The 26,717-nt window shown below is 61.4% G+C and carries 28 protein-coding genes; 16 read left to right on the forward strand and 12 right to left on the reverse strand.

Annotated elements, in window-relative coordinates; translation table 11 throughout:
* Positions 1-5: 5 nt before the first annotated feature.
* Positions 6-1,646, reverse strand: coding sequence for an AAA family ATPase (locus AC1DYQ_RS00905; protein ID WP_477685184.1), 1,641 nt, complete (start codon positions 1,644-1,646; stop codon positions 6-8).
* A 266-nt stretch (positions 1,647-1,912) separates the two neighbouring features.
* Between AC1DYQ_RS00905 and AC1DYQ_RS00910 the strand changes: the two genes are divergently transcribed.
* Both AC1DYQ_RS00910 and AC1DYQ_RS00915 read left to right on the forward strand, forming a co-directional pair.
* Complete coding sequence (locus AC1DYQ_RS00910) at positions 1,913-2,659, forward strand: pseudouridine synthase (protein ID WP_477685839.1); 747 nt, start codon at positions 1,913-1,915, stop codon at positions 2,657-2,659.
* 79 nt (positions 2,660-2,738) lie between these two features.
* Complete coding sequence (locus tag AC1DYQ_RS00915; RefSeq protein ID WP_477685185.1) at positions 2,739-3,332, forward strand: putative pterin-binding protein; 594 nt, start codon at positions 2,739-2,741, stop codon at positions 3,330-3,332.
* Positions 3,333-3,450: 118 nt separating this feature from the next.
* Here the strand turns inward: AC1DYQ_RS00915 and AC1DYQ_RS00920 are convergent, their stop codons facing one another.
* Positions 3,451-4,257, reverse strand: coding sequence for an alpha/beta fold hydrolase (locus tag AC1DYQ_RS00920; RefSeq protein ID WP_477685186.1), 807 nt, complete (start codon positions 4,255-4,257; stop codon positions 3,451-3,453).
* 141 nt (positions 4,258-4,398) lie between these two features.
* On the opposite strand from AC1DYQ_RS00920, the gene AC1DYQ_RS00925 reads away from it, so the two are divergent.
* From AC1DYQ_RS00925 to ntrC, 9 genes are all read left to right on the forward strand, one after another.
* On the forward strand, positions 4,399-5,415 hold the full coding sequence (locus AC1DYQ_RS00925) for a YVTN family beta-propeller repeat protein (protein ID WP_477685187.1): 1,017 nt from the start codon (positions 4,399-4,401) through the stop codon (positions 5,413-5,415).
* Positions 5,416-5,524: 109 nt separating this feature from the next.
* Positions 5,525-6,415 (forward strand): polysaccharide deacetylase family protein, encoded by an 891-nt coding sequence (locus AC1DYQ_RS00930; protein WP_477685840.1) that lies wholly within the window; start codon positions 5,525-5,527, stop codon positions 6,413-6,415.
* A gap of 5 nt (positions 6,416-6,420) precedes the next feature.
* Complete coding sequence (locus tag AC1DYQ_RS00935; protein ID WP_477685188.1) at positions 6,421-7,377, forward strand: sterol desaturase family protein; 957 nt, start codon at positions 6,421-6,423, stop codon at positions 7,375-7,377.
* A 122-nt stretch (positions 7,378-7,499) separates the two neighbouring features.
* Complete coding sequence (locus AC1DYQ_RS00940; protein WP_477685189.1) at positions 7,500-8,426, forward strand: EI24 domain-containing protein; 927 nt, start codon at positions 7,500-7,502, stop codon at positions 8,424-8,426.
* Positions 8,427-8,450: 24 nt separating this feature from the next.
* Complete coding sequence (locus AC1DYQ_RS00945) at positions 8,451-9,275, forward strand: competence/damage-inducible protein A (protein WP_477685190.1); 825 nt, start codon at positions 8,451-8,453, stop codon at positions 9,273-9,275.
* Positions 9,276-9,514: 239 nt separating this feature from the next.
* Positions 9,515-10,930 carry a type I glutamate--ammonia ligase gene (glnA, locus tag AC1DYQ_RS00950; protein ID WP_431097519.1) on the forward strand — a complete coding sequence of 472 codons (1,416 nt, stop codon included), beginning with the start codon at positions 9,515-9,517 and terminating at the stop codon, positions 10,928-10,930.
* A 180-nt stretch (positions 10,931-11,110) separates the two neighbouring features.
* Complete coding sequence (locus AC1DYQ_RS00955; protein ID WP_477685191.1) at positions 11,111-11,641, forward strand: hypothetical protein; 531 nt, start codon at positions 11,111-11,113, stop codon at positions 11,639-11,641.
* Between the two features lie 41 nt (positions 11,642-11,682).
* Positions 11,683-12,792 (forward strand): nitrogen regulation protein NR(II), encoded by a 1,110-nt coding sequence (gene glnL, locus AC1DYQ_RS00960; protein ID WP_477667926.1) that lies wholly within the window; start codon positions 11,683-11,685, stop codon positions 12,790-12,792.
* Positions 12,793-12,886: 94 nt separating this feature from the next.
* Positions 12,887-14,410: a nitrogen regulation protein NR(I) gene (gene ntrC / locus AC1DYQ_RS00965; RefSeq protein ID WP_477685841.1), complete on the forward strand. Its 1,524-nt coding sequence runs from the start codon at positions 12,887-12,889 to the stop codon at positions 14,408-14,410.
* Between the two features lie 280 nt (positions 14,411-14,690).
* Here the strand turns inward: ntrC and xth are convergent, their stop codons facing one another.
* From xth to AC1DYQ_RS01000, 7 genes are all read right to left on the reverse strand, one after another.
* Positions 14,691-15,467 (reverse strand): exodeoxyribonuclease III, encoded by a 777-nt coding sequence (gene xth / locus AC1DYQ_RS00970; RefSeq protein ID WP_477685192.1) that lies wholly within the window; start codon positions 15,465-15,467, stop codon positions 14,691-14,693.
* A gap of 42 nt (positions 15,468-15,509) precedes the next feature.
* Complete coding sequence (locus tag AC1DYQ_RS00975; RefSeq protein ID WP_477685193.1) at positions 15,510-16,100, reverse strand: DUF4337 domain-containing protein; 591 nt, start codon at positions 16,098-16,100, stop codon at positions 15,510-15,512.
* Positions 16,101-16,156: 56 nt separating this feature from the next.
* Positions 16,157-16,639: a dihydrofolate reductase gene (locus AC1DYQ_RS00980; RefSeq protein WP_477685194.1), complete on the reverse strand. Its 483-nt coding sequence runs from the start codon at positions 16,637-16,639 to the stop codon at positions 16,157-16,159.
* 5 nt (positions 16,640-16,644) lie between these two features.
* Positions 16,645-18,534: a M48 family metallopeptidase gene (locus tag AC1DYQ_RS00985; RefSeq protein WP_477685195.1), complete on the reverse strand. Its 1,890-nt coding sequence runs from the start codon at positions 18,532-18,534 to the stop codon at positions 16,645-16,647.
* Positions 18,531-19,361, reverse strand: a complete 831-nt coding sequence (locus AC1DYQ_RS00990; RefSeq protein ID WP_477685196.1) for a thymidylate synthase — start codon at positions 19,359-19,361, stop codon at positions 18,531-18,533. Before AC1DYQ_RS00990 ends, AC1DYQ_RS00985 begins: the two co-directional genes overlap by 4 nt.
* A 69-nt stretch (positions 19,362-19,430) precedes the next feature.
* Positions 19,431-20,852 carry an FAD-binding oxidoreductase gene (locus tag AC1DYQ_RS00995; RefSeq protein ID WP_477685197.1) on the reverse strand — a complete coding sequence of 474 codons (1,422 nt, stop codon included), beginning with the start codon at positions 20,850-20,852 and terminating at the stop codon, positions 19,431-19,433.
* A 16-nt stretch (positions 20,853-20,868) separates the two neighbouring features.
* Positions 20,869-21,261, reverse strand: coding sequence for a DUF2069 domain-containing protein (locus AC1DYQ_RS01000; RefSeq protein ID WP_457280087.1), 393 nt, complete (start codon positions 21,259-21,261; stop codon positions 20,869-20,871).
* 58 nt (positions 21,262-21,319) lie between these two features.
* On the opposite strand from AC1DYQ_RS01000, the gene AC1DYQ_RS01005 reads away from it, so the two are divergent.
* From AC1DYQ_RS01005 to AC1DYQ_RS01020, 4 genes are all read left to right on the forward strand, one after another.
* Positions 21,320-22,534, forward strand: a complete 1,215-nt coding sequence (locus AC1DYQ_RS01005; protein WP_477685198.1) for a YihY family inner membrane protein — start codon at positions 21,320-21,322, stop codon at positions 22,532-22,534.
* Positions 22,535-22,683: 149 nt separating this feature from the next.
* Entirely contained in the window at positions 22,684-22,920 is a 237-nt protein-coding gene (locus tag AC1DYQ_RS01010; protein WP_477685199.1) for a hypothetical protein, read from the forward strand.
* Between the two features lie 337 nt (positions 22,921-23,257).
* Positions 23,258-23,446 (forward strand): DUF3606 domain-containing protein, encoded by a 189-nt coding sequence (locus AC1DYQ_RS01015; protein ID WP_457280090.1) that lies wholly within the window; start codon positions 23,258-23,260, stop codon positions 23,444-23,446.
* Positions 23,443-23,673 carry a hypothetical protein gene (locus AC1DYQ_RS01020; protein WP_477685200.1) on the forward strand — a complete coding sequence of 77 codons (231 nt, stop codon included), beginning with the start codon at positions 23,443-23,445 and terminating at the stop codon, positions 23,671-23,673. The genes AC1DYQ_RS01015 and AC1DYQ_RS01020 overlap by 4 nt, the downstream gene beginning before the upstream one ends.
* A 45-nt stretch (positions 23,674-23,718) precedes the next feature.
* Here AC1DYQ_RS01020 and AC1DYQ_RS01025 read toward each other — a convergent pair whose 3' ends face one another.
* Positions 23,719-24,087 (reverse strand): Mpo1-like protein, encoded by a 369-nt coding sequence (locus tag AC1DYQ_RS01025; RefSeq protein WP_477685201.1) that lies wholly within the window; start codon positions 24,085-24,087, stop codon positions 23,719-23,721.
* 159 nt (positions 24,088-24,246) lie between these two features.
* Between AC1DYQ_RS01025 and AC1DYQ_RS01030 the strand changes: the two genes are divergently transcribed.
* Positions 24,247-24,627, forward strand: coding sequence for a thioredoxin family protein (locus AC1DYQ_RS01030; RefSeq protein ID WP_477685202.1), 381 nt, complete (start codon positions 24,247-24,249; stop codon positions 24,625-24,627).
* On the opposite strand, the gene AC1DYQ_RS01035 is transcribed toward AC1DYQ_RS01030, so the two are convergent.
* Together AC1DYQ_RS01035 and AC1DYQ_RS01040 are read right to left on the reverse strand one after the other, a co-directional pair.
* Positions 24,620-25,912: a cytochrome P450 gene (locus AC1DYQ_RS01035; RefSeq protein ID WP_477685203.1), complete on the reverse strand. Its 1,293-nt coding sequence runs from the start codon at positions 25,910-25,912 to the stop codon at positions 24,620-24,622. The two genes, AC1DYQ_RS01030 and AC1DYQ_RS01035, sit on opposite strands and share 8 nt — an antisense overlap.
* Complete coding sequence (locus tag AC1DYQ_RS01040) at positions 25,909-26,715, reverse strand: alpha/beta fold hydrolase (protein ID WP_477685204.1); 807 nt, start codon at positions 26,713-26,715, stop codon at positions 25,909-25,911. Before AC1DYQ_RS01040 ends, AC1DYQ_RS01035 begins: the two co-directional genes overlap by 4 nt.
* Between the last annotated feature and the right edge of the window lie 2 nt (positions 26,716-26,717).

A 26,717-nucleotide genomic window follows, 5' to 3' on the forward strand; every position in this document is an offset into this window, starting at 1 on the left:
AGTCTTTAAGGTGTCTGACCGATGCAGCGAAAAGCCGCGCACTGCGCAAACGCGTCTTCGCTTAGCGGCTCGCTTTTGCCCTTGCAGAACTTCGAAGTCAACTTGAGCAACTCCTTGATATCGCGCCCGCTGGCGGCGGCGTAGGTCACGGTCAGCTTGGCGACCAACTCGTCGGGCAACTCGGCGTTGAACTGCTGCCCCAGCGACTTCCACAGTTGCGCGGCCTTCTCTTTCGTCGGCGTCTCGAACTGGATGATGGCAATGCAGCGCGACAAAATGGCATCGTCAATATCGGCCACGCGATTGGTCGTCATGAAGAGCAGGCCGTTGAAGTACTCGAGCGTGCGCAAAAACTCGGCCACGATGGCGTTGTGCTGCAGGTCGTTGTCGCGTCGGCGGATGTAGACATCGGCCTCGTCCAGCAGCAACACCGAATCCCAGCGGGCCGCACGCTGCAAAATCTTCGACAGATTGGCTTCAACCGAGCCGGCCGTCACGCCGAGCTGGCCTGAATGCACGCGGTACAGCGGCTTGCCCACCACCTCGGCGTACACCTCGGCCGTCAGCGTTTTGCCCAGGCCCGGTGCGCCCTTGCACAAGATGGTGGTGCCGCCAGATTTGCCCTCGACGATGTCTTCCATCAGGAAGTTGCGGTCGGCCGTGAGGATGTCGATCAGGTCGCGGTGCGCCTGCGGCAGCACCAGCTTGTCGCGCAGCTGCGGCTTGTAGCGGTACTCACGCACGTTCTGCACATGCACCCACAGATTGCGATGCCAATCCAGGTGAAAGAGATGCAGGTAGCAGTGCAGCGGCACCCGCTCAAAGCCCTCGGCGATGCCGCTTTCGCGCCAGAAGGTCGCGTCGGCCGTGGTGTCGAACTGCCGCTCCAGCAACTCCTCGTCGTTCACGCAGCGCGCGTTGGTGCCGGCCTGCAGCCGCCGGCATTCCAGTTGCGGCCGGGGGCTGTCGTCCGACATCCAGGCCGCGCCCGAGATGGTGAACTGCGCGCCGAACTTCGGCTGCAATTGCATGAAGCGTTTGGCGTGCGCTTCGTATTCGGCCTTGAACTCGGCACATTCCTTGTAGAAACCGTCGCCGGTCATCAGTTCGGGGATGGTGTGGTTCTCGATGTCGTCAGCATAAAAACTGATGCCGTAGGTCATACCGGTGCGCCGCATGCGCGGGTCGGTGATGGGCTCGCGCCCGGCGGCCTGCACGGTGTTGGCCAGAAGGCCGATGACCACGTAGGCCGAGCCGTCGGTGGGCTGCACATAGCGCATCGAATGCACCAGCCAGGGCAGCAGCACGCCGTCTTTGCCGCGTTTGTAAAGCCAGCCATCGATCATGTCGCGCGATAGCCAGGCGATCAGGCCCGGGATCAGCAGCTCCAGGCTCGGGATCTTGCGCGCAGCCGGCGCGGCGTGGATGTTGTCCAGCGCCAGCATTTGAAACATCAACTCGCGCTCGTTGGCCGCCCGGCACAGGCCGTACAGCGTATTCAGCGTGGTGAGGTCAAAAAGGCGGCTGGGTACCACGCGTTTGCCGCGCGACATGCCGTGCTCGCTCAGGCGCCGGGCCAGCGGCGACTCCGCGTTGATCATCCCCAGCAAGGTGTTGGCCAGGGATTCCGGTATTTCAAATTCCATGAGTCTCTTTCGCCGTCTCTCTGCCGTTGTCTGTTTTTGACCGTTTTCCGAAAAAGATCATAGGACGCCGGCCCCTGGAATCGCTTGACCGCAGTCAACAGGCAGGGCGATCTGGCTTGACTTGGGGGGCAATGGCTGAAAACGCGCGCACAGCTGGCCGGTGTGGCTCGAAACGGCCAAAGTGGCAATTCTGGCCATTCGACCTGCGGTTTCCCCGGCTGCCTGCCCGTCGCTGCCTCCCGGCGACAATACGTCCCATGGCAAGCATGCAACTTCAAGAAATTCTCTTCTCTCAGGGCTTTGGCACGCGGCGCGTGTGCGCGGGGCTGGTTCAACAGGGTTTTGTGGCTGTAGCGGGCGTCCCTTGTGCGGAACCAGCTATGGAATTTATAGCGGAAGGCCTGCACTTCACGGTGCAGGGCGTGGCCTGGGAGTACCACGAGAAAGCCTACCTGATGCTGCACAAACCGGCCGGCTACGAATGCTCGCAAAAGCCCAGCACCTACCCCAGTATTTACACCCTGCTGCCCGCGCCGATCCGCCAGCGCGGCGGTGGCGCAGCGGCCGGCGTGCAGGCGGTGGGCCGACTGGACCAGGACACGACCGGCCTCTTGCTGCTGTCGGATGATGGCAAGTTCATCCACCGCATGAGCTCGCCCAAGCGCCATGTGCCCAAGGTGTATGAGGTGCGGGCCAAACACCCGGTCGATGACAAGCAGGTGGCAAAACTGCTTGCCGGCGTGGTGCTGGACGACGACCCCAAGCCCGTGCGCGCCGCAAGCTGCGAAAAGACCGGCGAGAACCAGCTCAGCCTGACGCTTACCGAAGGCAAATACCACCAGGTCAAGCGCATGATTGCCGCGGTGGGCAACCGGGTCGAGGACGTGGGTGGCCTGCACCGTTCACGCATTGGTTCGCTGGATTTGCCGCCTGACCTGAAACCCGGCGAATGGCGTTGGCTCACAGCGCAGGACATGGCCAGCATTTCAGCGCCTGCAGTCAAAACCCCCTGAAACCGGTAAAAAACCTGATCCAGACGCGGCGGCAAGCGGTTACGCTGCCAGCTTCGCAAAAAGCAAACCCGGAGGAAACATGAACCCACGTCGTCAATTCCTGAATGCCGCCGCAATCGGTGCCGTGGCCGCACCGTCGCTGGCCTTGGCGCAACACGCGCCCAAAGCGTCGCGAGGCCCGATCCTGTTGACCGTCAGCGGGCTGATCGGTGGGGGCAACCGCGGCGCCTTCGATCCGGTGCTCGACCAGATGATGAGCAAGCAGAAAATCCAGTTCGACAAGGCCCATGTCTTTGACTTTGCCGCACTCACGGCGCTGCCGGCCGTCACCATCAAGCCGACGCTGGAATACGACAGCAAGCCGCACACCCTGAAAGGCCCCTTGCTGGCCGATGTCATGAAAGCTGCCGGCGTGAAGTTGACCGACAAGACGACGCTTTTCCTGCGCGCCGTGGACGGCTATGCAGCCCAGGTCACCGCCGCAGAGGCCGGCAAATACCGCTTCATCGTTGCGACCCACCTGGATGGCCAGCCCATGGCGCTGGGCGGGCTGGGCCCCCTTTGGGCCGTGTATGACGCGGACCGTTTTCCCGACATGGCTGTCAAGCCGCTGCCGGCGCGCTTTGCCTGGTGTCCCTGGGCGACGTACCACATCGAAGTCAAAGAGGCTTGAGCAGCACCTGCGTCGCGTTGAAATGACGGTTCAGGCCTTGTTTTTAAATGAAATCGGCCTGTAAACCAATAGGGACGAGCGCAAGCAGCTATGAAAAACGTAGCGACTACCAAACGGCTCAATCGATGTCTTTGAGAAAGTCAGCGATCGCTTCAACCGTTTTTTCAGGCTGATCGCGCTGGGGTGAGTGCCCGCAGGCGGCCAGTCTCAGTTGCCGGGCATGGGGTGCTGCCAGTGCAATCTCGTCCAGCTGCCGCATGCTGCCGTACTCATCCTCAAGCCCCTGGATGAGCAGCAGCGGGGCCGCAATGCGCGCGCAGTCCGGCCGGATGTCAAAGCTGCGAAAGGCCGGCGACAGCCAGACATCGTTCCATTGCCAGAAAGCGACGTCCACATCAGCGTGGTAACGAGCCAGGCGCTCGCGCAGGCCGCCAGACTCGAATGCAGCAGTCGCTTGGGCGATCGCCTGCACCGCGATGTCTTCGACCAGCACGTGTGGCGCCATCGCGATGCAGGCCGAAACCGGATGGCGGCTGGCGTGGAGCAGGGCGATGCTTGCGCCGTCGGAATGGCCGAGCAACACGGGGTTTTCAACCCGCAGCATACCCAGCAGCGCGGGCAACACCTCCCAGGCCTCGCGGTGCATGTAGTCGGGCAGCAGGCGGCCGGTGCGTTGGCCGTTCTGCTCTGCCGGTTCACCGCGTACGTTTGGTACGGGCTCTGACTGCCCGTAGCCGCGTCGCGAATACACAATACCCGCCCGTCCRGTTGCCGTGCACACCGCCTGGGGCCAGTCCAGGCCGCGCTGCGTCCAGAGGCTGACCGAGCCCAGGCCTTCATGCAGGAAAACCACCGGAGCGAGGTCGGTGCGCCCGGCGATGTGCCTGACTTCCAGGCGCATGCCGTTGATCTCCATCAAGTTCATCGTTGCATCGTAAAGGATGTAAACGATTGGGCGAATCTGGCGTTGGGAAAAGGGGCCGCAGAGGACTTTTGGGTATCTTTAGGCATTTGCCACGGCTGACGCCCGGTACACTAGCCGGTTGCACGTAGAAAGACCGTTTTTGTGAATGTTTTCGTCCGTTTTGCCGCCGCCTGGCTGCTTGCCCTTGCCGGTTTGGCATGTTCCACCGCCTTTGCCCAGACGGCCGCCGCTGGTGCCGCACTTTCGGGAATCACAACGCCTGTTTTTGTGCTGAACTCGCTCGAAGACAGTGTCAGCGTGATCAACCCGGCCACCTGGACGGAAACCAAACGTATTGCCACGGGCAAGCAGCCGCATCACCTGTACCTCACACCCGATGAAAAATCGGTGATCGTCGCCAACGCGCTGTCGGATTCGCTTACCTTCATCGACCCGAAAACCGCTGAAGTGCAGCGCACGGTGCGCGGCATCATCGACCCGTACCAGTTGCGCTTTTCACCCGACATGAAATGGTTTGTCACGGCCGCCAACCGCCTCAACCACATCGACATCTACAAGTGGGACGGCAAGGACATCACGCTGGCCAAGCGCGTGGCCACCGGCAAGACGCCGAGCCATCTGTGGATCGACACCAAAAGCACCACGATTTATTCGACCATGCAGGACAGCGACGAGCTGATCGCCATCGACCTGCCCAGCCAGTCCGTCAAGTGGCGTGTCAAGACCGGCTCCATCCCGGCCGACGTGTACGGCACAGCCGACGACAAGCACCTGCTGGTGGGCCTGACCGGCGGCGACGCCGTCGAGGTGTATGACGTGAGCGGCGCGCAACCGCAGCGAACCAAGGTCATCAAGACCGGTGCCGGCGCGCACGCGTTCCGCGCCTTCGGCGACAAACGCCATGTGCTGGTCAGCAACCGCGTGGCCAACAGCATCAGCAAGATCGACCTGCAGACCCTGGAAGTGGTGGACAACTACCCCGCACCGGGCGGCCCTGACTGTATCGACGTGAGCCGTGACGGCAAGCAGATACTGGTCACATCGCGCTGGGCACGCAAGCTCACGGTGATCGACGTGGCAAGCCACAAGATCGTGCGCCAGGTCAATGTTGGAAAGAGCCCTCATGGCGTCTGGACGCTTGACCACGCACCACGCTGAGCCCCCACGGTCGCTCACTGCGTGTAGCTTCCTGCCCCCCGAGGGGGCCGCTGCGCCTGCGGTCTGGCAAAGCCAGTCCCGCGGTCCCGGCTTGCTTGAAGAGTCTCCGCTGACCACCGCTACGGCTCGTCTGCTGCAGACATTGGTTGCTATTCTTTTGATAGCTGCTTGCGCTCATCCTGTATGGGCTGCGGGCAAAAACAATGCACAAAAAGCCGCACAAAATGCACCGCAGCCGGTCGAAGCGGCCTGCAAACCCGTCTACCTGACGCTGGACACTGGCCACATGGCGGTTGCGCCGCTGATGGCTGAGGTGCTGAACAAGCACAAGGTCAAGGTCACCTTTTTTGCCGCCAACGAGCGTACGCAAACCGGCGATGGCAGCCTGGGCACACAGTGGGCGGGCTGGTGGAAGGCACGGGCGGGTGAAGGCCACGAATTTGCCTCGCACACCTGGGACCACGTTTATTGGCGGGGCGATGTACCTGGCGCACCCGGTGCACCGGTGCAGTTCAGGATGCGGCCTTCTGCGGGCCCGCAGGAAGGCAAGGACTTCACCTGGACGGCGAAGCAGTATTGCGAAGAAATCGGCAAGTCCAGCAAACGCCTCGAAGAAATAACCGGCAAAAAAACACTGCCGCTTTTTCGCGCGCCGGGCGGCAAAACCTCGCCCGCGCTGCTGGCGGCGGCCAAGTCCTGTGGCTTTGAGCATGTGGGCTGGTCGCCCGCCGGTTTCCTGGGTGATGAGCTGGCCAGCGAGAGGTTCGGCAATGATTTCCTGCTGAAGAAGGCGCTGCGCGACATCCGCTCCGGCGACATCCTGCTGGCCCACCTGGGCATCTGGTCACGCAAGGACCCCTGGGCACCTGCCGTGCTGGAGCCGCTCATCACCGGCCTGCAGTCGCGGGGCTTTTGCTTCAAGACCCTGGCTGAACATCCCCAGTACAAAGACTGGATTGCGTCGCAGGCCGCCCCGGCGCCTGCCAGGCCTTCAAAATAAGCCACATGGACTGGTTCAGCGATCTCTTTTCGATGGCGCAGCAGTGGCTGTTTGAGTCCGCCGTACAGCCGGCCATGTTTGCGCTGGGCATGGGCAACCTGCTGGAAGACGGCTACGACGCCACCGCCTGGTTCATGGTGGGCGTGATCCAGGTACTGATATTGCTGGCCATCGTCGGCCCGCTTCAACGCTGGCGGCCGGTAGAGCCCGTGCTGGACCGGGCCACCATACGCACCGATGTGCTCTACACCCTGATCCACCGGCTGGGCCTGTTTCGCATCGCGCTGTTTTTCACGCTGGACCCGTGGTTTGACGAAGCATTTGGCGCGCTGCGCACGGCCGGCTATGGCACCCTTCACCTGGACCAGCTCTGGCCAGGCGTGACGGACAACGCCCTCGTCAGCTTCGCGATTTATCTTGTGGTGTTTGACTTTGTGGCGTACTGGACGCATCGCGGCCAGCACCAGATCGAGTGGTGGTGGCGCCTGCATTCGCTGCACCATGCGCAGCGGCAGATGACGATGTGGAGCGACAACCGCAACCACCTGCTGGACGACATCCTGGTCGACTCCATCGTCGTGCTGGTGGCCCAGCTCATCGGCGTGGCGCCGGGGCAGTTCATTGCCATCGTGGCCTTTACCCAGCTCAGCGAAAGCTTTCAGCATGCCAATGTGCGGATGTGGTTCGGGCAGGTGGGCGAGCGCCTGTGGATCAGCCCGCGCTTTCACCGCTTGCACCACAGCATCGGCATTGGCCACGAAAGCCATGGACCCAAAACGCTGGGGGGCCACAACTTCGGCGTGCTGCTCCCTTGGTGGGACATGCTGTTCCGCACGGTCAATTTTGAGCAGCGCTATGACCCGACGGGCATTCGCGACCAGGTCGAAGCCAATCGCGACTATGGCAAAGGCTTCTGGTCGCAGCAATGGCTTGGCTTGAAACGCCTCGTCGGCAAAGCCTGAACTTGCTGAGCTCTTAAGCCAGCATGAGCCGCGGGACTGGCTTTGCCAGACCGCAGGCGGGCGGCCCCCTCGGGGGGGGGGAGTTACACGCAGTGAACGACTGTGGGGGCTACACTTTCAGCATGAGCAAACTTCTTGACGCCTTCTGGCGCGCTGCGATGTATTGCCTGCACCCGCGGGTCATTGCGTTGTCGGTCCTGCCGCTGATCATCATGGTGGTGATCTCCCTGGGCCTGGGGTATTTTTTCTGGAACGATGCCGTGGAAGCCATCCGGTCGCAGATTGGCAGCTACGAGCTTGTCAGCACGCTGGTGCGCTGGCTTGAGGGCTTGGGCCTGAGCGACCTGCGCATGGTGCTGGCACCTGCGTTGTTGCTGTTCCTGGCAATTCCTGTGATCGTGATCGTGGCACTGCTCTTTGTGGCGCTGCTCATGACGCCGGCCATGGTGGCCCTGGTGGCTGAACGGCGCTTTCCCCAGATGGAACGCAAACGCGGCGGTTCCCTGTTCACCAGTTTGTTCTGGTCGCTGGGATCGACCTTGCTGGCTGTGGTGGCGCTGGTCATTTCGATTCCGCTTTGGTTGATTCCACCGCTGATCCTGGTGCTGCCCCCGCTGATCTGGGGCTGGCTGACTTACCGTGTCATGTCTTATGACGCCATGGTGGACCACGCCAGCAGTGAAGAGCGGCGCCAGATATTCAAGGAGCATCGCCTGCCGCTGCTGGCGATCGGTGTGTTCAGCGGCTACCTCGGCGCGGCTCCCAGCCTGCTGTGGGCCTCGGGCGCGATGTTTGTAGCCATGGCACCCATCCTGGTGCCGGTGGCCATCTGGATCTACACCCTGGTGTTTGCGTTTTCCTCGCTCTGGTTTGCGCACTACACGCTGTCGGCCCTGGAGCAACTCCGCAAGAAGAATAATGCCCTGGCGCCCGACCCGCTTGCGCAAGCAGCTATCCAATCGATAGCAAGTGAGCTGGCCCCCGATGCCCTTCCCGGGCCGGCGCCCAGCTTCGGTTCGCTGGGCGGCAAGCCCGAATCACAACCCTGAACCCGTTACCTGACAAGCCTGAACATGACCCCACAATTCGGCCTCATCATCGTCGGCGACGAAATCCTTTCCGGCAAACGTGCCGACAAGCACCTGCCCAAAGCCATCGAACTGCTGGGCGCGCGTGGCTTGCAGCTGGCCTATGCCGACTATGTGGGCGACGACCCTGCCCGCATCACGGCCACGCTGGCGCGCGCTTTTGCCGCCGCGCGTGAACATGGCGACGTGGTCTTTTCCTGCGGCGGTATAGGTGCCACTCCGGACGACCACACCCGGCAGTGCGCCGCCAGAGCGTTGGGCGTTGACCTTGCGCTGCATCCCACGGCCAAAACACTGATCCTCGAACGCATGGCAGATGTGGCCAAAGAGCAGGGCACGCCCTACGAGCCTGACCGGGACGACAACATCCATCGGTTGAACATGGGCGTGTTTCCGGTCGGCGCAGAGATCATTCCGAATCCGTACAACAAGATTCCGGGCTTTACCTGCCGGGCGGGGCAGGGGGCGGTTCACTTCGTTCCGGGCTTTCCTGTGATGGCTTGGCCGATGATCGAATGGGTGCTTGACAACAGCTATCCGCACTTGCACCAAAAGTCGGCTTACACCGAAAAATCAGTGATCATTTTTGGGTCCATGGAGGCCATGCTCACGCCCTTGATGCTCGATATTGAAGCGGCACATGCGGGTGTCAAAGTGTTCAGCCTGCCGAGCGTGGACCACCCTGAATATGGCCGGCATATTGAATTGGGAGTGAAAGGCGCCCCCGAAGCGGTGAACCGCGCCTATCCCGACATGCTGGCGGGGCTGCACAAATTTGACCTGAAATTCGGCCCCGAATTGGTGCGTTAAATCAGAGCCCCAAATATGTGCGGTTTGTGATTTGCACCTAATTGGTGCATTTGTTACTACCAGGTGTTTTTTGTATTTTCGGCTGTGCCAAGGCGGGAAGTGAAGCCAGATCACGGCACAATCAGCGGCACAATCCGGGGCTTGGCAGGAAACTCAACCGCCAATGTCTGTGGCACAAAAAGTGCATTCGACAGCCCGAATAGATTTTTCAACCACCCATCCAGCAACAGGAGATTTTGATGGCAAAGACCGTCGCAGACGTCATGAAAATGGTCAAGGAAAACGAAGTCAAGTTTGTTGACTTCCGTTTTACCGATACCCGGGGCAAAGAGCAGCACGTGACCGTGCCCGTGTCCCACTTTGACGAAGACAAATTCACGTCGGGCCATGCATTCGACGGCTCCTCAATTGCCGGCTGGAAGGGCATTGAAGCCTCTGACATGCAACTGATGCCTGACCCAAAAACGGCCAACATCGATCCGTTCTTTGAAGAAACCACGCTGTTCATGAGCTGCGACGTGCTCGAGCCCGCCGACGGCAAGGCCTATGACCGCGACCCGCGCTCCATCGCGCAGCGCGCAGAGGCTTACCTCAAGGCTTCCGGCCTGGGCGACACCGCTTACTTCGGTCCTGAGCCAGAATTCTTCATCTTTGACGACGTGCGCTGGAACACCGACATGTCGGGCACCTTCTTCAAGATCGAAGAATACGAAGCACCCTGGAACTCCGGCGCCAAGCTCGAAGGCGGCAACCGCGGCCATCGTCCTACCGTGAAGGGTGGTTACTTCCCCGTGCCTCCTGTCGACAGCACACAAGACATGCGCGCCGAGATGGCCCTGATCCTCGAATCGCTGGGCATCCCCGTTGAAGTGTTCCATCACGAAGTGGCTGGCGCCGGCCAGAACGAAATCGGTACCCGTTTCAGCACGCTGGTTCAGCGCGCCGACTGGACCCAGGTCCTGAAATACGTGGTGCAGAACGTGGCCAACGCCTACGGAAAAACCGCCACCTTCATGCCCAAGCCTGTTGTCGGCGACAACGGCTCCGGCATGCACGTTCACCAGTCCATCTGGAAAGACGGCAAAAACCTGTTTGCCGGCGACGGCTATGCGGGCCTGTCTGATTTCGCCCTGTACTACATCGGCGGCATCATCAAGCACGCACGTGCCCTGAACGCCATCACCAACCCAGGCACCAACAGCTACAAGCGTCTGGTTCCCGGCTATGAGGCACCGGTCAAGCTGGCTTACTCGGCCAAAAACCGTTCGGCATCGATCCGCATTCCTTACGTTGCCAATCCAAAGGGCCGCCGTATCGAAGCACGTTTCCCCGATCCACTGATGAACCCTTACCTGGGCTTCTCGGCCCTGATGATGGCGGGTCTGGACGGCGTGGAAAACAAGATCCACCCGGGCGAAGCCGCCACCAAGGATCTGTACCATCTGCCGCCCGAAGAAGACGCAAAAGTGCCAACCGTGTGCCACAGCCTGGACCAGGCGCTGGACGCACTCGACGTGGGCCGCAGCTTCCTGACCAAGGGCGGAGTGTTCACCGACAGCATGATCGACGCCTATATTGAACTGAAGATGGGTGAAGTGACCCGCCTGCGCCAGGCGACCCACCCCATCGAATTCGAGATGTACTACTCCCTGTAATCAGGGAGCGAAAGCTCAACTGCCTACTGTTTACTTGTACAGTTTGTGGTCAAAAAGGGACGGCATATGCCGTCCTTTTTTATTGCCCCGGCAGGTTGTGGGTTTGCTGGCTTTGTATTTCGGCACCTTTGCCGCATACTGATAGACCGTCCTCGCCCTTCCTGGGCATCAGGAGTTCCTATGAAACACACCTTATTGCTTTCTACCTTGTCGTTGCTGCTGGCTGGCGCGGGGAATGCTGCATGGGCGCAGCAGATATACCGCTGCGCGGGCATCGGAGGCGCGGCCCCTGAATACATCAACAACGCCAAAGACGCCCAAACCCGGAGCTGCAAACTGCTGTCCGGCGGCAATGTGACGGTGATGCAGAGCACGCCGGTGCCCAAAGCCGCGGTTCGTGTGGCTGCGGCTGCAGGCTCCAGTGGCCCGCGCACCGATGGCAGCTCCGAACAGCGGGCCCGCGACAACGACTCGCGCGCCATTCTTGAGGCCGAATTGAAAAAGGCCGAAGCCAAGCTGGCCGAGCAGCAAAAAGAATTCAACAACGGTGAACCTGAAAAACAGGGCATTGAGGGCCGCAATTACCAGCGCTACCTGGACCGCGTGGCCGAGCTCAAGGACAGCATCGCCCGCAATCAAAGCGACATTGCCGGCCTGAAGCGCGAAATCTCCCGGCTGCCTGCCCCGGCCTCAGCGGCTGTCGTCAATTAAACCAAGGCGATAAGCCGCGACAAGCCGGCTTCTGGAGGAAAATGGATGGCTTGAACAAGCCCTCCATCCGCGTCGCTTTATCGTCCGTCCCGGTCAAAGGACTTCCCCCGCGCTTTCAGGCGTTTGACCTGCTGGCCACGCTGGTGGCTGTGGTGCGCACCAACGGCACCGTGGTGTTTGCCAATGCCGCGCTGGAAGACGCACTAGGCACCTCGCGGCGGACCATTGAAGGCTCGCAGCTCCCCGATTGCTTTACCGAGCCGCTCATTTTGCAAAATGCGCTGGAGGGCGCGGGCAGCAATGAATTTGCCGCCCTGCGTTACGACGCGTGGCTCAGGCGCCTGAACCACGAACCGCTGCCCGTGCATGTGGTGGTGGCGCAGACCGACACCCCGGGTGAGGCGATTGTGGAGCTGCTGCCGCTGGAGCAGCAAGCCAAGCAGGAGCGCGAAGAACGCCTGATCGACCAGGCGCAGGCCAACAAGGAGTTGATCCGCAACCTGGCCCACGAGATCAAAAACCCGCTGGGCGGTATTCGCGGCGCTGCGCAGCTGCTGCAGATGGAAATCGGCAAGGACCTGACCGAGTACACCCAGGTCATCATCCATGAGGCAGACCGCCTGCAGACGCTGGTAGATCGCCTGCTGGCCCCGCACCGCCGCCCGCACCTGGTGGGCGATGTCAATATTCACGAAGTGTGTGAGCGCGTCCGCTCCTTGATCCTGGCGGAGTTCCCAAAAGGTTTGAGGGTTACGCGCGACTACGACATCTCGATTCCTGATTTCCGCGGAGACCGCGAACAGCTCATTCAGGCGGTGCTGAACATCGCGCACAACGCCGCGCAGGCTTTGGCGGAACGGGTGGCAGCGGGCAATGCGCACATCACTTTCAGGACAAGAATCGCCAGGCAGGTAACTTTTGGCAAGCAGCGCTATCGCTTGGCATTGGAATTGCATGTTATCGACAATGGACCGGGTGTGCCGGACTCCATCAAAGACCGCATCTTCTATCCGCTGGTATCCGGGCGGGAAGGTGGTTCGGGGCTGGGGCTGACATTGGCGCAAACCTTTGTCCAGCAACACCACGGTTTGATTGAGTGCGACAGTGTGCCGGGCCGTACAGATTTCAAGCTGCTTATACCGCTGCCTTGAAATGTGTTCTCAGCCATGATTGATACATAACGCGATCGTGCAGAGGGTTCCAGAAAGCCCTGCATTGAAAGCACGAAAAAAGGGACTGCACTACATGAAACCGATCTGGATCGTTGATGATGACCAGTCCATCCGGTTTGTTCTGGAAAAGGCCCTGCTCCGCGAGGACCTTCCTACGCGCAGTTTCACCAATCCCCGCGAAGTTCTTGCCGCACTGGAAAGCGCGACGGAGGACGAGGGGCCGCAAATTCTTGTGAGCGACATACGCATGCCGGGCGGCTCTGGTCTGGATCTGCTCGAAAAGGTCAAGGAAAAACTCCCCGGCCTGCCGGTCATCATCATGACCGCATTCTCCGACCTCGACAGCGCGGTGTCCGCCTTCCAGGGCGGCGCCTTCGAATACCTGCCCAAGCCGTTTGACCTGCCAAAGGCGGTAGAACTCATTCGCCGCGCAGTGGAAGAAAGCCAGCGCGAAGAGGTGGCTGAAGAGCGCATGGCCTCCGCGCCCGAAATGCTGGGCCAGGCACCTGCCATGCAGGACGTTTTCCGCGCCATTGGGCGCTTGAGTCAGAGCATGGTGACCGTGATGATCACCGGTGAGTCAGGCTCGGGCAAAGAGCTGGTGGCGCGTGCGCTGCACAAGCATTCGCCGCGCGCCAATGGGCCTTTTGTGGCCATCAATACCGCGGCCATCCCCAAGGATTTGCTTGAAAGCGAGCTGTTCGGCCATGAGCGCGGCGCGTTCACCGGCGCGCAGACCATGCGGCGCGGCCGCTTTGAACAGGCCGAAGGCGGCACGCTTTTTCTCGATGAAATCGGTGACATGCCCTTTGACCTGCAGACGCGGCTTTTGCGTGTGCTGAGCGACGGCCACTTCTACCGCGTCGGCGGGCACAACGCCGTCAAGGCCAATGTGCGCGTGATCGCCGCCACCCACCAGGACCTGGAGCAGCGCGTCAAGGAAGGCGGCTTTCGCGAGGATTTGTTCCACCGCCTCAACGTGATCCGCCTGCGCCTGCCCGCACTGCGTGAGCGGCGCGAAGACGTCTTCATGCTGACACGCCACTTCCTGCAGCAAAGCGCCAAGCAGCTTGGTGTAGAGCCCAAGCGGATTTCCGACCTGGCGCTGCAGCAGCTCAGCAACTTTGGTTTCCCCGGCAATGTGCGCCAGCTCGAAAACATTTGCCACTGGCTCACCGTCATGGCGCCGGCGCAGGTGATTGAGCCCAAGGATCTTCCACCCGAAGTGCTGGGCGTTATCCCTGAGTTGGGCAAAACCCAGGCGCTGGCCGAGAAAGCGGGTGCTGCCAAAGTAGAGTGGACAGCAGGCACCGGCGCCGAAAAAACGCCTGCCAGCCATGCCGCCGAAGCCGCAATGCCGGTGCCGTCAGGCCCTGGCCTTGAGCAAAGCTGGGAAAGTGGTCTTGAAGCAGAAGCCCTGGCATTGCTGGCGACCGGTCGTAGTGACGTGTGGGATGTGCTGACCCGGCGCTTTGAATCCAAACTGATCCAGACCGCACTGGTCAATACACGCGGGCGCCGCATTGAGGCCGCTCAAAAGTTAGGCATAGGCCGCAACACCATCACGCGCAAGATCCAGGAGCTCAATCTGGAGTGAATGTGGCCCCCACGGTCGCTCACTTCGTGTAGCTCCCTGCCCCCCGAGGGGGCCGCCCGCCTGCGGTCTGGCAAAGCCAGTCCCGCGGCTCATGCTGGCTTTAAGAGTTCAGTGCGTAAGCAGTGAGGGCTGGTATTCACCAGTGGGCAGCCGCGGAACCGGCTTTGCCGGGCCGCAGGCGCCGCCCCCTTGAGGGGGGAACAAGCTACACGCAGTGAGCTTGGACAGGGGTGCATCACTTTTTGGGGAGCAGGCTACACGCAGTGAGCCTGGACGGGGGTTAGCTCAATTCCACGGTCACCGGCGCATGGTCGCTGGGCTTTTCCCATTTGCGGGGCACGCGGTCTATGGTGCAGCCTTTGACTTGCGGCTTCAGGGCGTCGCTGACCAGGATGTGGTCGATGCGCAGGCCGCGGTTCTTCTGGTAGCCCAGCATGCGGTAGTCCCACCACGAAAAGCTTTTGAGCGGCTGCTCGAACATGCGGAAACTGTCGGTCAGGCCCAGCGCCACCAGCTGGCGGAAATGTTCACGCTCTTCCTTCGTGTGGTGAATGGTGTCGCGCAAGCCCTCCGGGTCGAACGAGTCCTGGTCTTCGGGTGCGATGTTGAAGTCGCCCAGCAGCACCAGTTGTGGGTGGGCTGCCATCTCCGCGCGCACATAAGCCTGCAGACCTCCCAGCCAGCGCATCTTGTAGGCGAACTTTTCGCTGCCGGGCTCCTGCCCATTGACGAAATAGCCGTTCAGCACGCGGATGGGTCCCGCAGGGCCATCCACCGTGGCGGCAATGACGCGTGAATGCTCGTCTTCAAAGCCGACGATGTTCTTCACCACGTCGCGCAGCGGCGTGCGCGACAGGATGGCCACGCCGTTGTAGGTTTTCTGGCCAAAAGCAACGGCTTCATAGCCGGCGGCCTTGAGCGCCTCCAGCGGGAACTTGTCGTCCGTCATCTTGAGCTCTTGCAGGCACAGCACGTCGACAGGATTGGCCGCGAGCCAGTTCAGCACATGCGCAAGCCGCGCAGTGAGGGAGTTCACGTTCCAGGTGGCAATTTTCATGATTTAGTGCTCCAGCCCAATAAGGACGTGCGCAAGTAGCTATCAAATATGTAGCAAGGCAAATACGCCAATGACCAGCCCCACACCGGCCACGACGAACATGCCATATTCAAGCCACTTCTTGCGGGTCAGCAGCGCGATGGCCGCCAGGGCAATGGCGACCTGCAGCACGGTGGTGGCCTGCGCCCATCGGTGGTGCTGGTGCATCTGCTCATCGGACGATTTGTCCCAGGTGGTGGCTTCGGCTTCTAGCTTCTCCGCGCCGACCTTGATCTCGTTTTTTTCTTTTTCGTAGCGGTCTATCTTGCCCTGGTAGCCGGCTTTTTTATCCTCAGGCGCCAGGTCGCGAGCGAGTTCGGCCAGCGACTGCTTGGTGCTTTTCGACTGGAAGTAATTCCACTGATTGGAGGCCTCGGTCTTCTTGATGGCCGCATTGTTTTTGTAGAGGCCCGCATTAGCCTGCGTGGCGCCGCCCATGTAGGCAAAGATGGCGCCTATGGTGGCAATGATGGCCGTGATGACTGCGATCTGCGCAATCATGCCGCTGTTGTCGTGGCCGCCGTGGCCACCTTGAGCCGCATGCTCGAGCTCATGGTCGTGGGGCCCGTGTACGTGAAATCCGCCTCCTGACATATCTTTTCCTAGTGTGTTGTTATGCGTTGTGGTGTGTGTTGCGATGGGAGCAGGGCCTATTTTCGGTAGGTGATGAAGCTGAACTTCATCCCGTTGGCCGACACGTGGTCTTCACGCGCGGCCTCCCGCCATTCGGGCCCCAGTGTCGGCGCATAGGCGTCGCCTTCAATCGTTTCGGCAATCTCGGTGACTTCAATGCGATCTGCCAGCGGCATCGCCTGCGCGTAAATCTGCGCGCCGCCCAGGATCCACACCTCGGCTGAAGATGGGCATAGCGCCAGCGCGTCAGCCAGGCTCGCGGCCGTTTCGGCGCCAGTGTCTTTCCAGTCAGGCTGCCGCGTGATGACGATGTTGGTGCGGCCGGGCAGCGGCCGGAATTTCACCGGCAATGAATCCCAGGTCTTGCGGCCCATGATGACCGGCCAGCCGGTGGTCAGGCGCTTTAAGCGCGCCATGTCTTCCGGCAGGCGCCAGGGGATGGTGTTGTCGCGGCCAATCACGCCGTTGGCGGCGCGGGCGAAGATCATGTGGATTTTCATGGTGTTCAGAGGGAATCGATCCGGATGATATCCAGATTCAGGGGCCTGGCCGGCGCGATGATCGCGCTGCCGGGAACTGCTTGCAGTTGCTTGAGCAGGCGTGGATTGAGCGCCTCGGAGGTATAGACAGTGTGCACCATCGCCAGTTGGTCGGGCGGTGTGACGGCCTGAAGGTAGTCCTGGTAACGCGAGCGAAGCGCGTCTTCGCCAAGGCCGGTTGTGTGGGCTTGCTCATGGTCAATCCGCACCACGAGGATATTCACGGTATGAGACAGGCCTGCCGCGTCGGGCAGGTCCAGCTGCACGGCCCAGCAGCCGTCGGTCAGTGATTCACCCGCCAGCACCTCCGCCAGAAGCGGCGCCGCACCGGGTGCGATGGCGCGTACAGGGCGGCACAGGAGGGCCTCCCACAACTGCTCGTACAGCGGCGTCAGCCTCCTGTGCGTGTAGCGGCGGCGTATGACGGCTTCACGTGCGGCCTTCGGGTCGCCATGCGATGCGAGATAGCCGCAAATAACGTTCTGCGCCCCGAGGGCGATGCGTTTGTCCAGCCGGATCGATTGCCGCAATTCCTCGACGCCGGCGTTGTCGCCTCTTTCGAGCAACGCCAGGCCGAAGTAGAACCGGGCCATGGCCATTTCGGGATGGCGGGCGGCCGCTGCAGACAGCAGGGCCAGGCTTGAGTCGTCGCTCTGCAACTGCTCTTGCACAATCGCCGTCGCCAGTTCGGTCTGGGCGGGCGTTTGTTCGGAGAAGAGCACATGCACCCCACCGGCCACCAGCCACCGCATCCGCAGGTGGTCGAATCGCCAGTCGGCCTGCGTGTTTTTCTGCCAATCCTCATTGCAGGCCGACAAAACCCGGGCCCATTCCTTGCCGAGAAGCATGTCTCCGGCGCAGGGCGAGCTTTCAACCGGCGGTGGCTCGACCTGCAGGCCGAGCGCCGCCGCACGTTCATGCAGCGGCGGGTGGGTGTCTTGCGCACGCCGTGGGCGGCTGGCTCCCTCCGCGAGCGCCTGCGGCATGAAGCTGCCATGGGCCTCGACAAGATCGGATATCAGCCCCCAGAAGTTGCCGGGCGCGTGTGCCGATTGCATGCGCAGGCTGCTCAGTTGTGTGGGCAGTTTCCGGGCCAGAAGAAAAGAAATAAATTCCAGCCTGGCAAGAGCGTCGGTGAGGTGGCGCGCTGAGGAAGTCCGCGCTGCGACGGCGTCGGCCTCGAATTCACACTGACGGGACCAGCTGGATGATCGCGAGACAAAGTAGGGAACAAACCAGGACGCGATGGCCTTCAGCCCCCCATCCACGAAGCTGTCGTTGCCTTGCATGTGAAGGTAGTGGTCCCATTTGGCCCGCACCCTGTAGATCCAGTGACCCAGACGCCCGTGGTTGCGGGAAAAGTGCCCCAGCTCGTGCGCGATGACGGCTTTCACTTCGTCCTTGTTCAGCATCTTCAGCAAGGGGACACCCAGTATGAGAGTGCGGCGGCTGCCAAACAACGACAGGAAGCCGCCGGTTTGATAAGCCGCCGCGTTCAGTTCGTTGTCCAGCACGATGCGGTGGATGCGCGGCGCCGCGGCGCTGGTACACAAGCCGTCCACCATCTCAAAGAGTGCGGGTGCTTCTTCACGGCGAATGGTGTGCCGGCCAACCGTGCCGGGCGAGGGCTGGACCAGCCACCACAGGAAGAGAAAGGCCGCGAGGCCAAACACCGCGGCAAAACCGGGTCCCCAAATGGCGGCCTGAAGCATCACGAAGGGCGCGATCGGCAAGATGACCACCGTCACAAAGATCAGCTCCGAGGCCAGAGCCAGCAGTGTGAGTGAAAACCGTTGCCGCGAATTGAACGTGGAAGCCGGCGCTGCGGAGGGAGCGCCTGCCTGCACGGATGTCACACCGCTACCGGCGCCTTGATGGCGTCGTGATGCTGATACTCGAGAAACTCAAAATCTTCAAACTGATAGTCAAAGATCGATTCGGGTTTGCGCTTGATCTGCAGCGTGGGGTAGGCAAAAGGCTTGCGGCTCAGCTGCAGCGCCACCTGCTCATGGTGATTGCTGTAGATGTGGCAGTCGCCACCGGTCCAGATGAAATCACCCACACCCAGGCCGCATTGCTGCGCCACCATGTGGGTGAGGAGAGCGTAGCTGGCAATGTTGAAAGGCACGCCCAGGAAAATGTCAGCGCTGCGCTGGTAGAGCTGGCAACTCAGGTTGCCGGGCTGACCCTGGACTTCAGATGGCGCCACATAGAACTGGAAAAACGCATGGCAGGGCATGAGCGCCATCTTGGAGAGGTCGGCCACGTTCCAGGCGCTCACGATGATGCGGCGCGAATCAGGGTTGGTCTTCAGCGTCTTGATGACTTCGCTGATCTGGTCGATGTGGCCGCCATCCGGCGTTGGCCAGCTGCGCCATTGCACGCCATAAACCGGGCCCAGGTCACCGTCTTCGCGCGCCCATTCGTCCCAGATCGTGACGCCGCGTTCCTTGAGCCAGTTGTTGTCGCTCGATCCCTGCAGAAACCACAGCAGCTCATGCACGATGGATTTGAGGTGAACCTTTTTGGTGGTCACCAGCGGAAAGCCCTCATTCAGGTCAAAGCGCATCTGGTAGCCGAACACGCTTTTCGTGCCGGTGCCGGTGCGGTCGGCCTTGAAGGCGCCGTGGGTGTCCACATGGCGCATGAAATCTTCATATTGAGAGCGGATGGGGCGGGTCATTTACAACCAGTCGGCTTGGGGTCAGGGGGGGGCGGGGGCCGGCGGGGCGGCGTGCGGCCAAAGGTTTAATTATGCCTTTAGCACCCGTCCCGGGTTCATCAGGTTATGAGGGTCCAGGCCCTGTTTGATGGCGCGCATCATGTCCAGTGCCACGGGTGATTTGTGCTTGGGCAGCGTATCAACCTTGAGGCTGCCGACGCCGTGCTCGGCCGATATCGAGCCCCGGTAGCGGTCCACCGCTTCGTAGACCAGGGCATTCATGGGCGTCTCCTGCTCGTTCAGGAAACGTGCCTGGTCTTCATTCTCCGGCGCCTGCACGTTGTAGTGCAGGTTGCCGTCGCCCAGGTGGCCGTAGACGACCATGCGCGCGCCGGGAAAACGCGCGAGCAGCAGGGCATTGGTTTCAGTCACGAATTCGGGGATGCGCGACACGTTGATCGAGATGTCGTGTTTGATGTTCAGGCCCTCTTCGGCCTGCGCCATCGGGATGCTTTCACGGATGTGCCACAGTGCGTGCGCCTGCGCCATGCTCTCGGCGACGACCGCATCGGCGACACAGCCTGCTTCCATGGCGGCTTCCAGCAAGCGTTCGAAGCATTCACGCGCATGGGCTTCGGATTCGTTGTCCGAGTTCTCCAGAACCACGCACCAGGCGTGCTCTTGCCAGAAAGGCACGCGTTGTTGCGGGAAGTGCCTGGCCACCAGGCCCAGTGCGAACTGGCCCATGACTTCGAAACCGGTCAGGCCGGAGCCCAGGTGCTCATGCGCCAGGCCCAGCAGCTGTACGGCGGCCTCAAGCGACGGCACGGCCGCAAAGGCGGTGAGCTGGGATTTGGGCATGGGATACAGCTTCATGATGGCGCCGGTGATCACGCCCAGCGTGCCTTCGCTGCCGATGAACAGGTGGCGCAGGTCGTAGCCGGTGTTGTCTTTTCGCAGGCCAGAGAGGCCGTCCCAGATTTCACCCTGTGCGGTCACGACTTCCAGCCCCAGGCAGAGGTCGCGGGTGTTGCCGTAGCGCACGACCTGGGTGCCGCCGGCGTTGGTGCCGAGGTTGCCGCCAATGGTGCAGCTTCCTTCCGAGGCCAGGCTCAAGGGAAACAGGAAACCGGCTTTTTCGCAGGCTTCCTGCAGGTTTTGCAGCACGCAGCCGGCATCGACCGTGATGGTCAGGTTGCCGGCGTCCAGCGTGCGCACCTTGTTCATGCGTGTCAGGCTGAGCACGACCTGCGTGCCGGTGTCGTCGGGTGTCGACCCTACCACCATGCCGGTATTGCCGCCTTGCGGCACGATGCTTACGCGTGCTGCGGCGCAGGCTTTCACCACGGCCGCGACTTCAGGCGTGGAGCCAGGACGCACCACGGCCAGGGCCTTGCCGGTTTCGCGCCTGCGCCAGTCCTGTACCCAGGGCGTCAGGTCGCCATCAATCAGGACATTGGGTGCGCCGACGATCTGGCGCAGGGACTCAATCAGTTGGGTGTGTGTGCTCACGATGTTCGGCTTCAGGTTAAGGGGTTGATGGATTTGAGGCGCTGGAAGCGGTGGAGGCGTTTTTCAGCCGCACCCGCACATGCATCGCGCAGGCGACAAACAGCGTGAGGCACAGCAGTACCTCGATGAAGGCCAGGTAGTTGCCGGGGGCGCGGTCGCTCCAGGCCCGCACCACGCCTTCGGTGAAATAAAGCCACACCAGCAGGCTGACCCAGCGGTAGGTGTACATGCGGTTTTTCATGATGCCGGCCAGCGGGATGCACAGCGGCAGCACTTTGAGCGCCAGTAATGAGCCGCCCGGGCGTATGGGCGCCAGCCACATTTCCCAGGCCAGGCCCAGGACGATAAGGCCCAGCAGACTGGCCAGCGCGAGCCGGCGGGTGATGTCAATTTGCGTTGTTTTGTTCATGGTCATGGGAACCCGCTGGACCGTCAACACGTCCAAGGTCAGTGGCATGATACCGGGGATGAAATTTCAGCAATATCTGGAGGACCTCTTGGGCAACCTGTCGCGCTTTCCGTGGCGCGGCACAGCGCTCACGCTGCGCGACCGGTTCCGCGAAGATCACATGGGCCTGACCGCCAGCAGCCTGACCTTCACCACGTCGATCGCGCTGGTGCCGTTTTTTACGGTGGCGCTGGCCATTTTTACGGCCTTCCCGATGTTCTCGAAGTTGCAGGGTGCCCTGCAGGCCTGGCTGATCCAGAGCCTGATCCCCGACAACATTGCCCGCCAGGTGCTGGGTTACCTGACGCAGTTCAGCCGCCAGGCCAACAAGCTGGGCATCGCGGGCCTGGCCGTGCTGCTGGTTACCGCCATCGCGCTTATTTTGACGATCGACCGCACGCTCAACGGTATCTGGCGCGTCAAGAAGGCGCGGCCACTGACGCAGCGTGTGCTCATTTATTGGGCTGCCATTACCCTGGGGCCGCTGCTGCTGGCGGCCAGCCTGGCGGTCACCTCTTATGTGCTGTCCGCCTCGGGCGGCCTGGTGGGCGCCTTGCCGGTCAGCCTGCGTTTTCTGCTCAGCGTCCTGCAGTTTTTCCTGGTGGCAGGGGGCATGGCAGCGATGTACCGCTATGTACCCAATACCTACGTGAAGTGGTCGCATGCCTGGGTAGGGGGCCTGTTTGTGGCTGCGGGCATTGAGGTGGCCAAACGCGTGCTGAGCCTGTATCTGGGCGCCGTGCCGACCTATTCGCTGGTGTATGGCGCGTTCGCTACCTTGCCCATCCTCCTTGTATGGATTTATGTGTCCTGGGTCATCGTACTGATGGGCGCTGTGATTGCCGCGTACCTGCCCAGTCTCCTGGCCGGAGTGGCCCGTCGCGGCAGCGCACATGGCTGGCATTTCCAGCTGGCCATTGAAGTGCTCCAGCAGTTGCACCGGGCACTGGCTACCCCGCGCAAGGGCGTCAGCGCTTCGCAGCTGGCCGAGCTGCTTCAGGTGGACGGGCTGCAGCTGGAGCCGGTACTGGAAACACTGGTTGCCCTGGACTGGGTAGGCCAGCTCAATGAAGCCGAGGGCGAGGTAGAAGCCCGTTACTTGCTGCTGGCCGATCCAGACGCCACGCCGCTGGAGCCGCTGATACAGCAACTTCTGCTGGACAAAGCCGAAGCGGTCCAGGGCCTCTGGGAAAAAGCCCGGTGGCCGGCCATACGGCTGCGCGACGCGCTGTAAACCGCCAACTCCGACCCGCCAACCCCCGCACATCGGCAGGTTTCGAGGCTAGTCCATCCGGACTAAAAACCAATCACGGCTTAGGGATATTTGTGCCTGCCGGCGTGCTGTAACAAAATCTGTTTTTTTGATTTTTTCACGCACTGACAATGCCATCAAAAACACCAGCCAGGGAAAAATTGGACGGCGCCATCGCGCATGAACGGCAGGCGCACCAGGAAGCCAGGCAGATCTACGAAGAGTTGACTGCAAAAATGTGGGCCTATCAGACCGGCCAGGGCCCGGCGCCCACCAATAAAGACTTCGAAATGTGGAGTCAGGCCGTGGAGCAGCGTGTCAAGGTCAAGCAGTTGGGCATCCGGGTAGACGGCGAGTCCAGCCCTTAATTTTTTGCGTTGCGCCTTCGCGGCGGTTCAGGCGCGCACCCGCGTCAATCTGGCCTTTGACGTGGCCTCCTTGCGATTCGGCAGGCTCTGCCTTCAGCCCAAACGCCGTGCCGGGAAGCAGGTTTGAGCCTGTTTTCCAGCCAGATTGCCTGATCCTGCAACAGCCGTTCGGGTGACGTAAGCCTTGTAAGAATTTTTATGCTGCACCGCACAAATTTTCGCCCGTTAGGCCTTCAGGCGCGCGGGAGGAATTCTTACAAGACCATCTTTATGCTTACGCCACGATTCTCTCCATCTGCTGCAATCCCCTCAATTGACAACCAAGCTGGAGAGAACTGTGACATCACCATCGAACCTGATCGCCGACCCGGCCCTGACAAACGAGCCCATCAACATCAACGAGGAAGCCTCCCTGAAATACTGGGTCAGCGCACTCGATTGCAGTGAGCTTGAACTGCGTGTTGCCGTGGCGGAAGTAGGCCCTGCCGCCAAAGACGTGAGCACTGAACTCGGGCGGTCTTTATGAGTGCCGCTGTTCCCGATGCGCCCGGGCCGCTGGCGGTGCGGGTGAAGGAGCCGTCAGCAGGTCTTTTTTACTGGGTGGTCACGCAGCTGTCTGCGCAGGAGCATATGGCGGACCTGCGCATTGAAGGCTCCGACCACCCGTATCCCACGCATGAAGCGGCGTTGCAGGCAGGTGCTGCATGCCTCAAGGCGTTAAAAACTGGCCCTTTGCAGTCACTGGACTCCTGATACAGCCCGTTAAGGGTTTGGGGACTGCAACGTGGAAAACAGGGTTCAGCTGCTTTTGCTGCGCCGCAAGGCCCGGACCCACATGTCGCGGTACATGACCCAGTCTCCCATGAAGCTGTAGAGCGGCCGTTTGAACGAGGCGGGCCGGTTCTTCTCGAACCCAAAATGCCCGATCCATGCAAAGCCGTAGCCGCACAGCAAGCCTGCCAGCAGCCACCACGGGTTGCGGGTGGCCAGCAGTGCCGCCAGGCAGAGCAGCGTGAGGCTTGAGCCTGCAAAGTGCAGGCGGCGGCAGATCGGGTTGCGATGCTCGCCCAGGTAGAAGGGGTAAAAATCCGCGAAAGACGCAAAGCTGCGGGGATCAACGGGTGTCGTGACGCCGGTTTCGGCCGCATCGGGGCTGATGGCATTCATGGGTTTGTCTCCTGCGCCGGATATCCGGGGGTGCTCCTCATTTTGCGACGCTGGCCATAATAGTCAATCCATGGCCGCCCAGCCTCGTCACACCCTTTCCGCGCTTCTGCCTGCATGCCAACCGATTTACTTCCAGAAACTCCCCATGATGAGCCGCCTGTGACGACGCCCCACGCGCGCTGGGTGATTTGCCTCTGCGCGGACTGGTGCGGCCTTTGCCGCGACTACGGCGTCGTCTTCTCGGAAATGGCCTTGCGCTATCCGGAAAGCCGGTTTGTCTGGCTGGACATTGAAGATGAAGCCGCGCTGGTCGGAGACCTGGAAGTGGAGACCTTTCCCACGCTGCTGATTGCCGATGCGGGCGGCACGCACTTTCTGGGCCCCTTGACGCCGCATGCGCAAACCCTTTCCCGCCTGCTGGACTCGATGGAGCAGACCGACAGCAGGGCCGTGCCTCATTTGCCATCCACGCAGGCGTTGTTGCGGGCGATGGAAGCGGCGCCGCCACACCGTTGGGGCGCGCAACGCCAGGTCAGGTAGCCGTCGTTGAAAACGGCGCCTTCAGAAAACCCCTGAAGCGCGCACGGCCGCCGCGTGTGGGGCTGGCGGTCAGGCGGTAGTGCGGAAAGCGCTGCAGAAAGCGGCCAATGGCAATGCGGCCTTCAAGCCGCGCCAGGCTGAGCCCGGCGCACTGGTGAATGCCGAAGCCGAACGCCAGGTGGCGGTTGTCCTGGCGTGCCGGGTCCAGCGTTTCCGGGTGCGTAAACTGCGCCGGGTCGCGGTTTGCGGCCCCAATGCACAGTGTCAGCAATGCGCCTTCCGGCAAGTCCACACCGCCCACTTGGCAGGCCTTGAGCGCACGACGGTTGCCCAGCTGATTGGATGACTCAAAACGCAAAAATTCATCGATTTCAACAGCCAAATCGGCCTGCATCCCTTTATCTACGGGCGCTAGCAGCTCCAGTTTTGATAGCAGTTGCTGCTTTGCCTGCGGCCATTCCTGCAGCAGCACCAGCGCGTTGCCGATGAGATTCGTCGTGGTTTCGTGGCCGGCGTTGAGGATGAACACGCAGTTTTGCAGCAACTCGGTTTCGCTGAGCCTTTCACCCGACACTTCTTCGCCGATCAGCCGTGTCAGCACATCGTGTTCCGGGTCACCCGGGTGTTTGCGCCGGTCGGCCACCAGGTCCTTGAGGTAGCCGGTGAAGTCCCGCACGCTACTGTTGCCCAAGGCATCCTGTTCGGGCGTCAATTTGGGCTCCAGAGCGCCGAGTATGGCCAGCGACCAGGCGCGAAGCGGCGCCCGGTCGGCATGCGGCACGCCCAGCAGGTTGCCGATGATCTCCACCGGGATCGCCGAAGCGAAATCCTCAATCAAATCACCGCCGCCCCGGCTTTCGATCACGTCCAGCAAGCCATCGACCAGCGTGATGAGACCAGGCTCCATGTCGGCGATGGCGCGCCGCGTGAGAGCGCCCATGATCAGTTTGCGAACGCGCGTGTGAAGCGGCGGGTCGTTGAACACCAGGCTGGTGGTGTGGTGTTCAAACAGGGCCGAGCCCGCTCCGTACTTGGGCTCGAACTCCACCTTCTTGTCCGAGCTGAAGGTCTGCGCGTCGCGGTACACCGCCACCAGGTCGGCATAACGCGTGAAGAACCAGGAACCGTCCGGCATGCGCTTGACAGGTTCGGTTTCTCGCAACACTGCATAAACCGGATAGGGGTTGGCGTAAAAATCCGGCGGCAGCGCCCGCAGGTCGAAGCTGGCGGCGATTTCCAGCGCACGCTGCTGCGTCATCGGTGGCGTGGCCATCGGCACGCTCATGGCTTGATGAAATCCTTCAGCGCAAACAAGACCCCTTCGGGTGCCTCGGTCATCATCTGGTGGCCGGCCTGCAGCATCACCGTCCTGGCATTTTTGACTTTGACCTGCAGCGGCGCGGCCATTTTGGGCAAGGTCATGGCGTCGTTCTTGCCCAGGATGAACAGCACCGGGCACTGTACTTTTCCAATGGCCGCTTCACCGCCGGTGTAGTCGTCGCAGGCCTTGAAGCCGCGGTGGAACAGGTTGACTTTGGTATTGCTGGCCAGCACCCGCTTCATGAGCGCCTTCGACCCTCCATACAGCCAGGTGCCCGGGCCCAGCGACGAAGGCGGCGGCGCCAGCATGGAATGCGAGAAGGTGTTGACCATGTCGATGGCCTTCATCGGCTGGTTCAGTGCGTTGTCCAGCAGCGCGGGAGAAACCTTCATCGGTGCGGCGGTTCCCAGCAGCGCCAGGTGCGTCACCCTTTGCGGCGCGACGGACGCCGCGTGCAGCGCCGTGAGGGAGCCGAAGCTGTGGCCCACCAGTGCGGCGGTTTTGATGCCGGCCGCATCGAGCAACGCGATGATGAACCCGGCAGCCTCTTCGACCGACTGCGGCGGCTCGCCTTCGCTTTTGCAGTGGCCGGGCAAGTCCGGCGCCAGCACGTTGAAGCCGTGGTGCGCGAAGTAGCGGGTCTGCAAAATCCAGATGCTGTGGTCGTTGAGCACGCCATGGGTAAACACGACAGTGGGTTTGGCCGCATCAAAAGATTTGCCGCCGGTGTAGCAATAAGTTTTATGGCCGTTGACGTCGAGGTACATGC

Source organism: Polaromonas sp. P1_F4, assembly GCF_056405675.1.

What these genes read in the sequence shown, in the direction of transcription:
- AC1DYQ_RS00905 (WP_477685184.1), bottom strand. Translation starts at nt 1,646, where the DNA reads ATGGAATTTGAAATACCGGAATCCCTGGCCAACACCTTGCTGGGGATG.
- AC1DYQ_RS00910 (WP_477685839.1), top strand. Translation starts at nt 1,913, where the DNA reads ATGCAACTTCAAGAAATTCTCTTCTCTCAGGGCTTTGGCACGCGGCGC.
- AC1DYQ_RS00915 (WP_477685185.1), top strand. Translation starts at nt 2,739, where the DNA reads ATGAACCCACGTCGTCAATTCCTGAATGCCGCCGCAATCGGTGCCGTG.
- AC1DYQ_RS00935 (WP_477685188.1), top strand. Translation starts at nt 6,421, where the DNA reads ATGGACTGGTTCAGCGATCTCTTTTCGATGGCGCAGCAGTGGCTGTTT.
- AC1DYQ_RS00940 (WP_477685189.1), top strand. Translation starts at nt 7,500, where the DNA reads ATGAGCAAACTTCTTGACGCCTTCTGGCGCGCTGCGATGTATTGCCTG.
- AC1DYQ_RS00945 (WP_477685190.1), top strand. Translation starts at nt 8,451, where the DNA reads ATGACCCCACAATTCGGCCTCATCATCGTCGGCGACGAAATCCTTTCC.
- glnA (WP_431097519.1), top strand. Translation starts at nt 9,515, where the DNA reads ATGGCAAAGACCGTCGCAGACGTCATGAAAATGGTCAAGGAAAACGAA.
- AC1DYQ_RS00955 (WP_477685191.1), top strand. Translation starts at nt 11,111, where the DNA reads ATGAAACACACCTTATTGCTTTCTACCTTGTCGTTGCTGCTGGCTGGC.
- glnL (WP_477667926.1), top strand. Translation starts at nt 11,683, where the DNA reads ATGGATGGCTTGAACAAGCCCTCCATCCGCGTCGCTTTATCGTCCGTC.
- ntrC (WP_477685841.1), top strand. Translation starts at nt 12,887, where the DNA reads ATGAAACCGATCTGGATCGTTGATGATGACCAGTCCATCCGGTTTGTT.
- xth (WP_477685192.1), bottom strand. Translation starts at nt 15,467, where the DNA reads ATGAAAATTGCCACCTGGAACGTGAACTCCCTCACTGCGCGGCTTGCG.
- AC1DYQ_RS00975 (WP_477685193.1), bottom strand. Translation starts at nt 16,100, where the DNA reads ATGTCAGGAGGCGGATTTCACGTACACGGGCCCCACGACCATGAGCTC.
- AC1DYQ_RS00980 (WP_477685194.1), bottom strand. Translation starts at nt 16,639, where the DNA reads ATGAAAATCCACATGATCTTCGCCCGCGCCGCCAACGGCGTGATTGGC.
- AC1DYQ_RS00990 (WP_477685196.1), bottom strand. Translation starts at nt 19,361, where the DNA reads ATGACCCGCCCCATCCGCTCTCAATATGAAGATTTCATGCGCCATGTG.
- AC1DYQ_RS01000 (WP_457280087.1), bottom strand. Translation starts at nt 21,261, where the DNA reads ATGAACAAAACAACGCAAATTGACATCACCCGCCGGCTCGCGCTGGCC.
- AC1DYQ_RS01005 (WP_477685198.1), top strand. Translation starts at nt 21,320, where the DNA reads ATGAAATTTCAGCAATATCTGGAGGACCTCTTGGGCAACCTGTCGCGC.
- AC1DYQ_RS01010 (WP_477685199.1), top strand. Translation starts at nt 22,684, where the DNA reads ATGCCATCAAAAACACCAGCCAGGGAAAAATTGGACGGCGCCATCGCG.
- AC1DYQ_RS01020 (WP_477685200.1), top strand. Translation starts at nt 23,443, where the DNA reads ATGAGTGCCGCTGTTCCCGATGCGCCCGGGCCGCTGGCGGTGCGGGTG.
- AC1DYQ_RS01025 (WP_477685201.1), bottom strand. Translation starts at nt 24,087, where the DNA reads ATGAATGCCATCAGCCCCGATGCGGCCGAAACCGGCGTCACGACACCC.
- AC1DYQ_RS01035 (WP_477685203.1), bottom strand. Translation starts at nt 25,912, where the DNA reads ATGAGCGTGCCGATGGCCACGCCACCGATGACGCAGCAGCGTGCGCTG.
- AC1DYQ_RS01040 (WP_477685204.1), bottom strand. Translation starts at nt 26,715, where the DNA reads ATGTACCTCGACGTCAACGGCCATAAAACTTATTGCTACACCGGCGGC.